This window comes from Pseudacidovorax sp. RU35E, from assembly GCF_900156165.1.
GTDB lineage: Bacteria > Pseudomonadota > Gammaproteobacteria > Burkholderiales > Burkholderiaceae_C > Xenophilus.
The window spans coordinates 1-12,865 of sequence record NZ_FTMY01000012.1 but is presented as its reverse complement, the minus strand read 5'-3'; the positions used below and the strand labels follow the sequence as shown (position 1 = coordinate 12,865).

The 12,865-nt window shown below is 71.6% G+C and carries 11 protein-coding genes and 1 pseudogene; 8 read left to right on the top strand and 4 right to left on the bottom strand.

The genetic code is table 11. The features are described 5' to 3' along the window. Positions 1-4: 4 nt before the first annotated feature. The 5 genes from BXA03_RS20050 to BXA03_RS20030 all read left to right on the top strand — a co-directional run bounded on the left by BXA03_RS20050 (position 5) and on the right by BXA03_RS20030 (position 3,818). Positions 5-835 carry a 2OG-Fe(II) oxygenase gene (locus tag BXA03_RS20050; RefSeq protein ID WP_076510980.1) on the top strand — a complete coding sequence of 277 codons (831 nt, stop codon included), beginning with the start codon at positions 5-7 and terminating at the stop codon, positions 833-835. 16 nt (positions 836-851) lie between these two features. Next, entirely contained in the window at positions 852-1,769 is a 918-nt protein-coding gene (locus BXA03_RS20045; RefSeq protein WP_076510979.1) for an alpha/beta fold hydrolase, read from the top strand. Then, positions 1,766-2,623, top strand: coding sequence for an NADPH-dependent 7-cyano-7-deazaguanine reductase QueF (gene queF, locus BXA03_RS20040; RefSeq protein WP_076510978.1), 858 nt, complete (start codon positions 1,766-1,768; stop codon positions 2,621-2,623). The genes BXA03_RS20045 and queF overlap by 4 nt, the downstream gene beginning before the upstream one ends. Positions 2,624-2,781: 158 nt before the next feature. Then, positions 2,782-3,138 (top strand): response regulator, encoded by a 357-nt coding sequence (locus BXA03_RS20035; RefSeq protein ID WP_234983777.1) that lies wholly within the window; start codon positions 2,782-2,784, stop codon positions 3,136-3,138. Then, entirely contained in the window at positions 3,135-3,818 is a 684-nt protein-coding gene (locus BXA03_RS20030; protein WP_076510976.1) for a hypothetical protein, read from the top strand. Before BXA03_RS20035 ends, BXA03_RS20030 begins: the two co-directional genes overlap by 4 nt. On the opposite strand, the gene BXA03_RS20025 is transcribed toward BXA03_RS20030, so the two are convergent. The 4 genes from BXA03_RS20025 to BXA03_RS20010 form a co-directional block, all read right to left on the bottom strand. Further along, entirely contained in the window at positions 3,772-4,944 is a 1,173-nt protein-coding gene (locus BXA03_RS20025) for a DNA topoisomerase IB (RefSeq protein ID WP_076510975.1), read from the bottom strand. The two genes, BXA03_RS20030 and BXA03_RS20025, sit on opposite strands and share 47 nt — an antisense overlap. 116 nt (positions 4,945-5,060) lie before the next feature. Then, complete coding sequence (gene dinB, locus BXA03_RS20020; RefSeq protein ID WP_083716212.1) at positions 5,061-6,254, bottom strand: DNA polymerase IV; 1,194 nt, start codon at positions 6,252-6,254, stop codon at positions 5,061-5,063. A 148-nt stretch (positions 6,255-6,402) separates the two neighbouring features. Continuing rightward, positions 6,403-7,413: a Bug family tripartite tricarboxylate transporter substrate binding protein gene (locus tag BXA03_RS20015; RefSeq protein WP_076510973.1), complete on the bottom strand. Its 1,011-nt coding sequence runs from the start codon at positions 7,411-7,413 to the stop codon at positions 6,403-6,405. Beyond that, positions 7,410-8,384, bottom strand: a complete 975-nt coding sequence (locus BXA03_RS20010) for a LysR substrate-binding domain-containing protein (protein WP_076510972.1) — start codon at positions 8,382-8,384, stop codon at positions 7,410-7,412. The genes BXA03_RS20015 and BXA03_RS20010 overlap by 4 nt, the downstream gene beginning before the upstream one ends. Positions 8,385-8,509: 125 nt before the next feature. Between BXA03_RS20010 and BXA03_RS20005 the strand changes: the two genes are divergently transcribed. From BXA03_RS20005 to BXA03_RS26640, 3 genes and pseudogenes are all read left to right on the top strand, one after another. Then, a complete protein-coding gene (locus BXA03_RS20005) occupies positions 8,510-11,257 on the top strand; it encodes a tannase/feruloyl esterase family alpha/beta hydrolase (RefSeq protein ID WP_076510971.1) in 2,748 nt (915 codons plus the stop codon). Then, the gene (locus BXA03_RS20000) at positions 11,257-12,651 is read left to right on the top strand and encodes an alpha/beta hydrolase family protein (protein WP_076510970.1); all 1,395 of its coding nucleotides are present in this window, start codon (positions 11,257-11,259) and stop codon (positions 12,649-12,651) included. Before BXA03_RS20005 ends, BXA03_RS20000 begins: the two co-directional genes overlap by 1 nt. A 62-nt stretch (positions 12,652-12,713) precedes the next feature. Then, positions 12,714-12,865: pseudogene (locus BXA03_RS26640) on the top strand (tripartite tricarboxylate transporter substrate binding protein BugD); the annotation flags it as partial.

Here is a 12,865-nt window from a genome sequence, read left to right as displayed (position 1 = left end):
CGCCATGCAAGCCATCACCCCCGAACTCCGGCAGTGGATCCAGTCCCAACTGGCTGCCGGCCATTCCGTCGCCACGCTGCGTGCATCCATGCATGCCGCGGGCTGGCGCGACGATGCGACCGACATGGCGCTGGCCGAGCTGGAGCGCGGTGCGCCGGCCGAGCCGCCGCCCCGACGCACCGAGATGCCCGAGCCGCGACTCGATGGCGACCCGCTCTACCTCGATGCCGGCGACCGCCGCGTGCAGGTGATGCAGACCTTGGCGCAGCCGCGCGTGGTGGTGTTCGGTCAGCTGCTCAGCCACGAGGAATGCGACGGCCTGATCGAGGCGGCCCGTGCCCGGCTGGCTCGCTCGCTGACGGTGGAGACCAAGACCGGTGGCGAGGCGGTCAATGCCGACCGCACCAGCGACGGCATGTTCTTCCAGCGCGGCGAAAGCGAGCTGGTCAGCCGCATCGAGGCCCGCATCGCCCGCCTGCTGAACTGGCCGGTGGAGCGCGGCGAGGGCCTGCAGATCCTGCGCTACTCGCCCGGCGCCCAGTACCGGCCGCACTACGACTACTTCGACCCCGGGGAGCCCGGCACGCCCACCATCCTGCGCCGCGGCGGCCAGCGCGTGGGCACGCTGGTGATGTACCTGCAGGAGCCCGAACGCGGCGGCGCCACCACCTTTCCCGATGTGGGCCTGGCCGTGGCGCCCGTGCGTGGCTCGGGCGTGTTCTTCTCGTACGACCGGCCGCATCCGTCCACCAAGACGCTGCACGGCGGCGCGCCGGTCGAGGCGGGCGAGAAATGGGTGGCCACCAAGTGGCTGCGCGAAGGCGAGTTCAAGTGAACGGCGCGGCGCAGCCATGACGTCCGGTACCGCCCGCGCCAACGGCATCGACATCGCCTTCCAGGACAGCGGCAGCAACGGGCCCGTCGTGCTGCTCGTGATGGGCCTGGGCATGCAACTCATCGCCTGGCCGGCCTCGCTGGTCGATGCGCTCGTGGCGGCCGGCTATCGCGTGCTGCGCCACGACAACCGGGATGCCGGCCTGTCCACCCACCTGCACGATGCGGAGCGAAGCAACCTGATGTGGCAGGCGCTGCGCATGCGCATGGGCCTGACGCTCGACGTGCCCTACGGTCTGCAGGACATGGCGGGCGATGCGCTGGGCTTGCTCGACGCGCTGGGCATCGCCCAGGCGCATGTGCTGGGCGTCTCCATGGGCGGAATGATCGTGCAGCGCATGGCGGCCACGGCGCCGGACCGGGTGCTCAGCCTCACCAGCATCATGAGCAGCAGCGGGGCCCGCCACCTGCCCGGTCCCCGGGCCGAGGTCGCCGCCGCGATGCTGCGCCGGCCGCCTCGCCGCAGCGCCGGCGAAGATGCGCTGTTGGACCACAGCGTCGGCCTGCTGCGCCTAATCCAGAGCCCCGCCTGGCCGCTGGACGAAGCCGTGCTGCGCGAGCAGGTGCGCACCGCCCTGCGCCGCAGCTACGACCCGGCGGGCACGCAGCGCCAGCTGCTGGCCATCTGGGCCGACACCGAACGGCCGGCGCTGCTATCCCGCATCGCCTGCCCCGCGCTGGTGGTGCACGGCGAGGCCGACCCGTTGCTGCCTGTCGAATGCGGGCGTGACACCGCACGGCGCATTCCCGGTGCGCGCTTCGTCGGCATTCCCGGCATGGGGCACGACTGGCCGCCGGCCGTCGCGGCCCAGTTGGTGGGCCATGTCCTTCCCTTTCTTCAGGACGCCGACGCCCGCCGACAATCGGCGGCATGAGTCTGGACAACACCCCCGAGCAGTCGCAGCTGGGCCGGGCCTCGGCCTATGTCGACCGCTACGACCCCTCGCTGCTCTTCCCCCTGCCGCGCGCCCTGCAGCGCGAGGAGATGGGCATCGACACCCAGCGGCTGCCCTTCTTCGGCGCCGACCTGTGGACCGCCTTCGAGCTGTCGTGGCTCAATCCGCGCGGCAAGCCGCAACTGGCCATCGCGCACTTCACCGTGCCCTGCGAGACGCCCAACATCATCGAGAGCAAGTCCTTCAAGCTCTACCTCAACAGCTTCAACAGCAGCACCTTCGCCGATGCCGAGGCGGTGCGTGAGCGCCTGCGCGCCGACCTGGGCGAGGCCGTCTGGCGCGGCAGCGAACGCAGCGGCAGCGTGGGCGTCAAGCTGCTGGCACCGGCGCAGTTCGAGGCCGAGCGGGTGGAAGAGCTGGCCGGCCTGGACCTCGACCGCCTGGACGTGGACTGCACCGACTACGAGCCGAGGCCCGAGCTGCTGCGCACCGTGCCGGGCGAGCCTGCGGTCAACGAGACGCTCACCAGCCGCCTGCTCAAGAGCAATTGCCGCGTCACCGGCCAGCCCGACTGGGGCAGCGTGCAGATCAGCTACAGCGGCCCGCCCATCGACCAGGAAGGGCTGCTGCGCTACATCGTGAGCTTTCGCAACCACAACGAATTCCACGAGCCCTGCGCCGAGCGAATCTTCACGGACATTTGGCGCCGCTGCGGACCGACGCGCCTGGCCGTCTACTGTCGCTACACGCGCCGGGGCGGGCTCGACATCAACCCCTTTCGCACCAGCTGGCCGCAGGCGCTGCCGCCGAACCTGCGCACGGCGCGGCAATGAGCCCGCATGGGTGGGCTGCGGCAGGCCGCGCCCACCCACGAGCCGTCGGCATGCTCCTACAGCCCCTCCGGACGGCCGCGCGCATACTCTCCCACCGGCTGCCGACTCCGGCTCAGCCTTCCTTCCAGACACAACGCCCGAGGACTTTCCGCTTGAACGTGCTCATCGTCGACGACAACGTCTCTGCCGCAGAGCTGCTGCAGGAACTCATCGTCCTGCAGGACCACCAGGCCCGCTGTGCACACACCGCGCAGGAGGCCATCGACGCCTTCTCGCAGGACAGCTACGACGTGGCGCTGGTCGACCTCACCCTGCCGGACCGCCCGGGCACCGACGTGGCCCAACACCTTCGCAGCAATGCGGGGGACCGCCCGCTGCTGCTCGTGGCCATCTCCGGCTACGGCGCTGGCGATGCGACGGGGGCCCAGGCGATGCCCTTCTTCGACCACTACCTGCAAAAGCCGATCGACTTCGACGCGCTCGACCGGTTGCTGGCACGCGCGGCCTCGGCATGAAATCGTCCCCCAGCGCCCGCAGCTGGATCGCCGCCGGTGTCCGGCACGAGCTGCTCATGCGCTCGCTGCCCGCCTTGCGGCACGAGATGGCCGGCCCGGTGTCGCTGCTTCGCATGACGCTGCTGATGCTCAAGCGTCATGCGGGCGCCAATCCGGTGGACGGCGCGGCCTGCCTGCAGCGCGTCGACCAGGCCAGCGACCAGCTGGCGCTGCTGGTGGATTCGGTGCGGGCCCTGCGGGACTGGGAACTCGCCACCTCGGACGAGGGGCTGGCCCGCGGCGAACTGGTGCGGCAATGCGCCGGCCTCATGCGTGCCGCCTTCGACCTCAATGGGCTGTCGCTGGAAGTCGATGAGCGCCTCGACGTGGCAGACGAGAGCGAGCCGCGGTGGCCGGATGGCGCCGCCCTGCGCTACCTGCTTCTGGGCGCGCTCGGCCACCTGCATGACCAATCCGACCAGCCCGTGCTGGTCCGCATCGTGCCCGGCGACGAAGCCCACCTGGTGCGCGTGTGCGTCATGCCCAAGCCGGAGCACCGGGAGGAGGCGGAGCTGATGCCGCATCGCGCTCCCCGCAGCCTGGCGATCGACGCCGTCTGCCTGCAGAGCCTGGCCGACGATCTCGGCCGCACGATCACGATCGGGCGCGACGAGGTCGTGCTTTCGCTGAAGGCCGGCTGAGGCGCCGCGCCTCGCGGGCCAGTTCCAGGCGGTGGCGCCGCAGGAAATCCAGCAGCCGGCCCTCTGCAGCCAGCAGCCCGCGCCGGGTGCGCGCGGTCCCCAGCCCGTCCCACACCTTGGCCATCGTGTCGGTATCGGCCGATAGCTTGCCGCCCAGTTCCAGCACGGCGGGATGGATGTATGCCTTGCGACAGACCGCCGGCGTATTGCCCAGCTGCCTGGCCACCACGGCCAGGATCTCCTTGGCCCGGATGCGCAGGCCGGTCGATTCCTCCACCTGCCGGTCGCAGGCCAGGCGGGTGAGTTCCAAGGCCTGCACCGAACCGTGCCAGGTGCGGAAGTCCTTGGCCGTGAATTCGCCGCCCGTCGCCTCACGCAGGTAATCGTTGACGTCGCCCGAACTGACGTGCCGCTGCTCACCGTCCTCGTCGATGTACTGGAAGAGCGACTGGCCGGGCAGTTGCTGGCATTGCCGCACCACGCGCGCCACGCGCTTGTCGCCCACCTCGGCCTCGTGCATCACGCCGCTCTTGCCGCGAAAGCGCAGGGTCAGGCGGCCGCCGCTGGACTGCAGGTGACGGTTGCGCAGCGTGGTCAGGCCGAAGGATTTGTTGGTGCGCGCATATTCCTCATTGCCCACGCGCAGGTAGGTCGTGTCGAGCAGTCGCACGATGGCAGCCAGGACCGCCGACCGCGAGGGCTTGCCCCGGGCCTTGCCCAGGTCGCGCTGGACCCGGGCACGGATGCGCGGCAGGGCCAGACCGAACTGCTCCAACCGCTCGAACTTGGCCTCGTCCTTCAGCAGCCGCCAGTCCGCGTGGTAGCGGTATTGCCGCCGGCCGCGCGCATCCAGGCCGGTGGCCTGCAGGTGGCCGTTGGCCAGCGGGCAGATCCACACCTGCTCGTAGGCCGGCGGGATCGCCAGCTTGCGGATGCGCGCGATCTGGTCCTCGTCGCGGATCCAGCGCCCTTCGGCGTCGCGGTAGCGAAAGCCTTCGCCTTCTCGCACACGTTCGATTCCGGGCATTTCGCTGGAGACATAGACGAGCCCGTTGCCGATGGGCGTGGGTGCCGGCACGGCGGCTGGCTCGTGGTGGGCGGAGGCGGAGGCGGTGGCGTCGAGCATGGTGGGGGCTGTTTGCCTGCAAGCTGCCATGGACCGAAGCGCCCGGCTGTAGGACGCCGGTCGTGCCCCGGGTACGCCCGCGAGCCGGGGCGTGGGTTCGCTTCCGCCCGGTCGCGTCAGAAGAGCGACGCGGTCACCGGCCCCTCGGGTGCCGATGGCTTGCCGCCGCTGCGGCGTACGGGGGCCTGCGCCTCGGCGCTGTCTGCGCGGACCAAGGCGCCCACGCGCACGCCCAGCAGGCGCAGGGGCCGATCCAGCGGAACGCGCTTGAGGGCCAGACCCGCAGTGCGGCGGATCAGCTTCGCATCCGCCGTGTACAGCTCCAGCGACTGGTCGCGCGTGGCGATCTTGAAGTCGGCATAGCGCAGCTTCACGCCGATGGTGCGGCCCACGTAACCCTTGCGCTGCAGGTCCTCGGCGACCTTCTCGCACAGCCGGGTGAAGATGGCGCCGAGCTCGGCCCGGTCGCGAACCGCATGCAGGTCGTGCTCGAAGGTGGTCTCGCGGCTCATCGAGACGGGCTCGCTCTCGGTCTCCACCGGCCGGTCGTCGCGGCCCCAGGCCACCTCGTGCAGCCAGGCGCCATAGGCCTTGCCGAAGTGCTGGACCAGCCAGTGCCGCTCGCACTTGGCCAGGTCGCCGATGGTGTGCAGGCCCAGCCGCGTCATCTTGGCGTCGGCCTTGGGGCCGATGCCGTTGACCTTGCGCACCGGCAGCGGCCAGATGCGCTCGGCCAGTTCGTGCTCGTACAGCACGGTAATGCCGTTGGGCTTGTCGAACTCGCTGGCCATCTTGGCCAGCAGTTTGTTGGGCGCCACGCCGATGGAGCAGGTCAGGCCCGTGGTGTCGAAGATGGACTTCTGGATCAGCCTCGCCAGCACGCGCCCGCCCTCGCGCTGGCCGCCGGGCACTTCGGTGAAGTCGATGTAGACCTCGTCCACGCCGCGGTCCTGCATCACCGGCGCGATGTCGGTCACGATCTTCTTGAAGGCGCGCGAGTAGCGGCGGTATTCGTCGAAGTCGGTGGGCAGCATCAGCGCCTGCGGGCACAGCTTGGCGGCCTTCATCATCCCCATGGCCGAGCCAATGCCGAACTGGCGCGCAGGATAGGTGGCGGTGGTGATGACGCCGCGACCCACGTAGTCGGCCAAGCGCGGGAAGGCGGAGACGGGGATGCGGTCCAGCGGCGTGTCGGGCGGCAGGCCGCCGATGACCTCTTCCAGCCGGCGCCGGCCGCCGCCCACCACCACCGGCAGGCCCTTGAGCTGCGGGTAGCGCAGCAGCTCGACAGAGGCGAAGAAGGCGTCCATGTCGAGATGGGCGATGCGGCGGATGGGGGCGGAACTCACGCCCCTGATTGTCCGCAAGGCCGCTCGCCTTCGCCGGCCCTGGCGGCGAAGGCGCTCAGCCGCCCGGGTCGGGCGGCGGTGGCGACCTGCGCGCCATGCGCTGGCCGGGCTAGTCGAACGCCGCCGGCCGCGCCGCCACCAACGCCCGGTTGCGCCGGCGGTCGGCGGCGATCTCGCGTGTGAAGTCCTCGGCGCTGCCGCCGGCCGGCAGGTTGTGGGCTTCGCGCAGCCGACGGCGCAGGGTGTCGTCCTGCCCCAGCAGGCGGTCGACTTCGTGGTTGATGCGCGCCACGACGCCGGCGGGCGTGTCCACGGGCGCAAACAGGCCGAACAGCGAATCGCGGTTGGCCTCCGGGAAGCCCAGCTCGGCCAGCGTGGGCACGCCGGGCAGGGCATCGATGCGCCGCGGCGCGCCCACGGCCAGGGCCTGCAGCCGACCTTCGGCGATGTACTGCAACTGCTGGGCCGCCACATTGGTCGACAGCACCTCGAACTGGCCGCCCAGCGCATCGGTGAGCTGCGGCCCGCCGCCGTGATAGGGCACGTGCACGATGGCCGCGCCGCTCACGGCGCGCACCTGGGCCAGCACCAGGTGACCGATGGTGGCCACGCCCGAGGTGGCCCAGCGCAGCCGGCCGGGTGACTGGCGGGTCTGGGCGATGAGTGCCTCGAAGCCCTGTCCGGCAAAGGCGGGCGTGCCCACCACCAGCACCGGCGTGTGCATCACGCCGACCACCGGCGCGAAGGCGCGCAGCGGGTCGTAGGGCACGCGGCCGATCAGCGGTTGCAGGGTCAGCGGGCTGATGGCGGAGAAGGCCAGCGTGTGGCCGTCGGCCGGCGCGCGGGAAAGCAGGCCCAGGCCCACGCTGCCGCCCGCCCCCGCGCGGTTGTCCACCACCACGGGCACACCCAGCGTCTGCGACAGCGGTTCGGCCAGCGCGCGGGCCATGCCATCGCTGACCCCGCCGGGCGGGTAGACGACGATCAGGCGCAGCGGGCGGCGCGGCCAGCCGGGCGGCTCGTCGGCAAAGACCGCTGCGGGCGTGCCGGCAAGGCCCAATGCGCCGGCGGCGAGGCGGAGCGCGAATGCACGACGGGGCAGGCCAGGGGGTGCGCTCATGGCACGGCCGTCTTCCGGGTGCGCCGCGCTGTCGCACGCACCGACGCGGACTTGGGCGCGGCCGCCTGCGTGGCCAGCGCCCGCACCAGCGCCGTGAAGCGCTGGGCCGGCAGGTTGTCCTGGTCCTCGCGCGAGACCAGGGTCAGCGGTGCGTCGAGCGCTGCGGCGTCGGCCAGTGGCAGATAGGCGATGGCATGGGCATGCACCCCTTCCATCGACGCCGGGACGACCGACAGGCCGACGCCCGCGGCGACCAGATTCAGGTTGCTCATCATGCGGTCGACCTCCGCCACCACCTGCGGCCGCAGGCCGCGCGCATGGGCAAGCGCCAGCAGGTCGGCATAGAGGCCGGGCGCACCGGCGCGGCGCACCAGGATCAGCGGCTCCTCGCACAGTTCAGCGAGCGACAGGTTTTTGCCCGCCGACCGCCGACCCGCCACCAGCCGGTGCCCCACCGGCAGGGCGGCCAGCACGGGCTCGCGCAGAAGGGTTTCGAACACCAGGCCGGGCGGCGCCGCCACGGGCACGCGCAGCAGGCCGCCATGCAACCGGCCGGCGGCCAGCGCCTCTGTCAGGTCGGCGGCGTTGTTCTCGCTGATCTGCAGTTCCACGCCGGGGTACTGGCGGCGGAATTCGCGCAGGGCCTGCGGCACGAAGCGATGCGCCGCGGCGGAACTGGTGAAGCCGACGGACAGGACGCCCGCCTCGCCCCGGGCCAGCCGGGCCATGCGCGCTTCCATGGCCGCCATGTCCTGCATCAGGCGCTCGGCCTCGGCCTGGAACGCGCGGCCGGCATCGGTGAGCGCCACGCCCCTCGGATGACGACGGAACAGGGCCATGCCCAGTTGCCGCTCAAGCGCCTTGATCTGCACCGACAGCGGCGGCTGCTGGATGCCCAGTTGCTCGGCCGCCCGTGTCATGTGGCCGGTCTGGGCGACAGCCAGGAAGTAGCGCAGCGCACGTGTCTCCATATTTTTTTGGTATTGAAAGTGCCCGATTATTTTATTTGACCCTAGGTCAGGCGCTGCCTATCGTGTGCCCCGACATCCTTGTACCCAGAGCGGCACGCAGCCGCCTTTTTCGGAGACAGATCACCATGCAGCCCCAGGGCCCTCGCGCCGCCGTTCCTCCCGCCCCCGGTCCCCGCCCGTGGGGCGCCGTGCTGGGCCTCGGCCTATTGCTGGCCGCCTGCGGCGGGGGTGGAGGCGGGGGGGGCGGATTCGCCTTCCTGCCTTCCTCGCCGCCGGCTGCCGCGCCTGCACCCGCGCCGGGCGATGCGCCTGCGCCGCCGGCCAGCCCGCCGGCCGCGACGCCCACCGTCGATTGCGCCGCGCTGGCGGGCCGCAGCCTGCCCGCCAGCGCGATCTCGCTGCCCACCGGCGGCGCCACGGTCACGGCGGCCGTGGCCGTTTCGGCCAGCGACCCGGCCAACACGCTGGGCGCCTACTGCCAGGTGCGCGGCAGCATCCAGCCGGTGGATGCATCGGCCCAGGCCATCCAGTTCGCGGTCAACCTGCCGCTGGCCTGGAACGGCAAGACCATCCAGTTCGGCGGCGGCGGCTTCAACGGCCGGCTGATCGACGGCACCGAGCCCGTGCGCTTCGGCCCGCCCGACCAGGCCGCTCCGCTGGCCATGGGCTATGCCACCTACGGCGACGACTCCGGCCACCAGTCCAGCAGCATCACCGACGGCCGCTTCGCCACCAACGACGAACAGCTGGCCAACTATGGCGGCCTCACCCTCAAGAAGACGCGCGACGTGGCCCAGGCGCTGGTGCTGGCCTACTACGGGCGCAAGCCGACCAAGGCCTACTTCCTGGGCACCTCCACCGGCGGGCGCGATGCGCTGGCCTACATCCAGCGCTGGCCGGCCGACTATGACGGCGTGATCGCCAACGAGCCCGCCCTCAACTACAGCGGCACGCGGCTGTCGAACGTGGCCGTTGGCCGGGCGCTCTATGCCAATGGCGGCGCGGGCTGGATGAACGTGGCCAAGACGCTGCTGGTGCAGCGCACCGTGCTGCAGGCCTGCGACCGGCTGGACGGCGCGGCCGACAGCATCGTGAGCAACGTGGAAAGCTGCCGCCAGCTCAACAGCGCCATCCTGGCCTCGCTGCGCTGCCCCGGTGGGACGGATGCCGGCGACACCTGCCTGTCGGACGCGCAACTGGCCACCGTGCGCACCATCGAGTCGCCACTGGTCTTCAGCAGCTACGCGCTGGCCAATGGCGTCACGCAGGCGGGTGGCTACAACCTGCTCGAAGGCGCCCTGGTGGCCGGCCCCTACACCACGCGCGACCTCGGCACGCGGCCCGTGCCGGGCAATCCGGCCACCTCGGCCGATGCCAACATGTATGTCACCGGCGACCAGTGGGTGAAGTTCTTCGTCACCCGCGACGCGACCTTCGACTCGCTCACCTTCGATCCATTGGCGCCGGGCGCCTTCACCTCGCGGGTGACCACCGTCTCGGCCCTCAGCGATGCCACGGACCCGAACCTGGCGCCCTTCTTTGCGCGGGGCGGCAAGCTCATCATGCTGCACGGCCTGGCCGACGAGGTGATCAGCCCCAACTCCACCATCGACTACTACAACCGCGTGGTGGCCACGGTGGGTGCGGCCTCGGCCGCGCAGAGCCTGCGCTTCTACACCGTGCCCGGCATGGGCCATGGCACGGGTGTGTTCATCCCCGGCTGGGATTCGCTGAGCGCGCTGGAGTCCTGGGTGGAGAAGGGCCTGGCACCTGCAACGCCCGTGGCCATGGACACCGTGGCCGGCAGCTACGGCCGCACCCGGCCGCTGTGCCAGTTCCCGGCCTGGCCCAAGTACCGCGGCAGCGGCAGCCTGGACGCCTCGGTCAACTACAGCTGCGTGAGCGAGGTCGGCAACCCGCTGGCCTGCCAGTACCTGCCGGCATCGGCCACGACCTACAAGGGCGGCAACATGGCGGGCGAGGAACTGCGGGTACAGATCGACCCGGCCACGCTGGCCTACACCGTCACCATCGACGCCAGCAGCCAGCGCGCCGCCGGCACGCAGCGCAGCGGCACGCTGGTCCCGCAGGGCCAGTGCAGCTACACGAGCGGGGAGGGCGGCGCGCTGTTCACCTTCGCGCCGGGCGGCGTGCTGTCGGGTGGCGTGACGCGGGCGGCAGGTGGCGGCTTCGCGTCGCTGGTGGCCTTCCAGACCACCTTCGACAACCGCGCCACGCCCGCCGTGTTCAACCCGGTGGCGGCCATCTCCAACGCGGCGGGCGTGCAGCAGACGGGCAGCGGTGCCGCGGCCGGCTATGCGGGCGCCGTGCGGCTGCGCAATGCGGGCACCTTCCAGTACTGCCGCGACGCCACCACCGGCGGCTTCATGGTCTACGACGCCAACTGCACGCAGACCGAGAAGGGCTACCTCGCCTTCAACACCGCACGGGGCGCCTTCGACGTCTACACCACCTCGCCCACGGGCGGCGCCACCACCACGGGCGGCACGCTCTCCGGCTCGATGGTGATCGGCCTGGTGGGCGGCGCCGCGGTGCCGCTGCACCTGGTGCGCGATGCCTCGGGCAACGTGGGCATGCGCCTGCATGCCACGCAGCAGAGCCTGATCGCCGGCACGGCCGACGGCAGCTACATCGCGGCCAGCAGCAACGGCGACAACCGCGACGCCGCCATCGCCGGCACCAGCCTGCAGCTGGGCAGCGCGAGTGCCACGCTGGCCTTCGATGCGCCCGTGCCCGGCGTGGCCACGGCCGGCACCGGCCGGCCGGGCAAGCTGATCTACAACAGCGGCGTCTTCGCCTTCGTCGCCGACCCGGGCGCGAATGCGGCGCTCGAACTTGGAGTCCGTCACTGATGTCCCATCTCTCCCTCATCCGCCCGGCCCTGGTGCTGGCAGCGCTCGGCACCGCGGGCCTGGTCGCCGTCGCTGCCCCGGCCGCGACGCGTCCTGCCGAGGAAGCCGCGCAGCGCCCGGGCGCTGCCAGCGGCCCCGCGCCCGCCACCTGCCCCAAGGCCGTGCCGCAGGACGCGCGCTGCTACACGGGCGCCGACGGCGCGGGCGCCTTCTACCTGATCGCCATTCCCAAGGACTGGAACCGCGTGCTGGTGATGCATGCGCATGGCGGCCCCGAGACCGGCCCCCCGAAGCTCGCGCGCAGCGAGGAGGACCTGACGCGCTGGGCCATCACGGTGAAGGCCGGCTATGCCTGGGCCGGCTCCACCTACCGACGCGGCGGCTATGGCGTGACCATGTCGGCCGAGGACACCGAGCGCCTGCGCCGCATCTTCGTCGCCCATTTCGGCCAGCCGCGCCGCACGCTGCTGCATGGCCAGAGTTACGGTGGTGGCGTCGCTTCGAAGGCGGCCGACCTGTATGCGCCCCTGGGTGGCCTCAAGAGCCCCTACGACGGCCTGGTGCTCACCAGCGGCGTGCTGGGCGGCGGCAACACCGCCTACGACTTCCGCCTGGACCTGCGGGTGGTCTACCAGTACGTCTGCCGCAACCATCCGCTGCCCTCGGAGCCGCAGTACCCGCTGTGGCAAGGGCTGCCGCTCGATTCCACGCTGACGCGCCAGCAACTGGCCGAGCGCGTGCGCGACTGCACCGGCGTGGGCCTGCCCGCCGCGCAGCGCACGCCCGAACAGGCGGCGCGGCTCAAGACCATCCTGACGGCGGTGAAGATCCCCGAGCGCACGCTCGTCGCCCACCTCAACTGGGCCACCTGGTTGTTCCAGGACCTGACGCAGAAGCGCCTGGGCGGCCGCAACCCCTTCGGCAACATCGGCGTGCGCTACGACGCGCCGCCCGGCGAGGCCGAGGCGCTCAACGCGGGCGTGCTGCGCTATGCCGCCGATCCACAGGCCCAGGGCGCCCTGGCGGCCGACAGCCTGCCGACCGGCCGCACTTCGCTCCCGACGGTGACGATGCATGCCATCCACGACCCCACGGCCTTCGTCGAGCTGGAGGACGCCTACCGCCGCATCCGCACCGCCGCCGGCACCGAGGGCAACCTGGTGCAGACCTTCGCCGACGAGCGCGAGCACAGCTACCTGAGCGATCCGGAATACCCGGCGCTGTTCGATGCCCTGGTCGCGTGGATCGACCGCGGCGAGAAGCCGACGCCCGCCGGCCTGGCCGAGGCCTGCCGCCGGCTGGAGCCGCGCTACGGCACGGCCGGCAAGCCCGGCTGCCACGTGCAGCCCGACTGGCGGCCCCAGCCCGTCGAGGCGCGCGTGCCGCTGCGCTGAGCGCCATCAACGGCGATGCCATCGCCGCCGCCACCCCTTGCCTTTCACATCCGGAGCCCGACATGACCCCTCTTATCCGCCTGGCCGCCCTGGCCGCCGCGGCCACCGCATTCGCGGCGGGCGCGCAGGCTGCCGACTTCCCCGATGGCAAGACCATCACCTTCGTCGTGCCCTTCGCGGCCGGCGGCCCGACCGACAAGGTGGCGCGCGACCT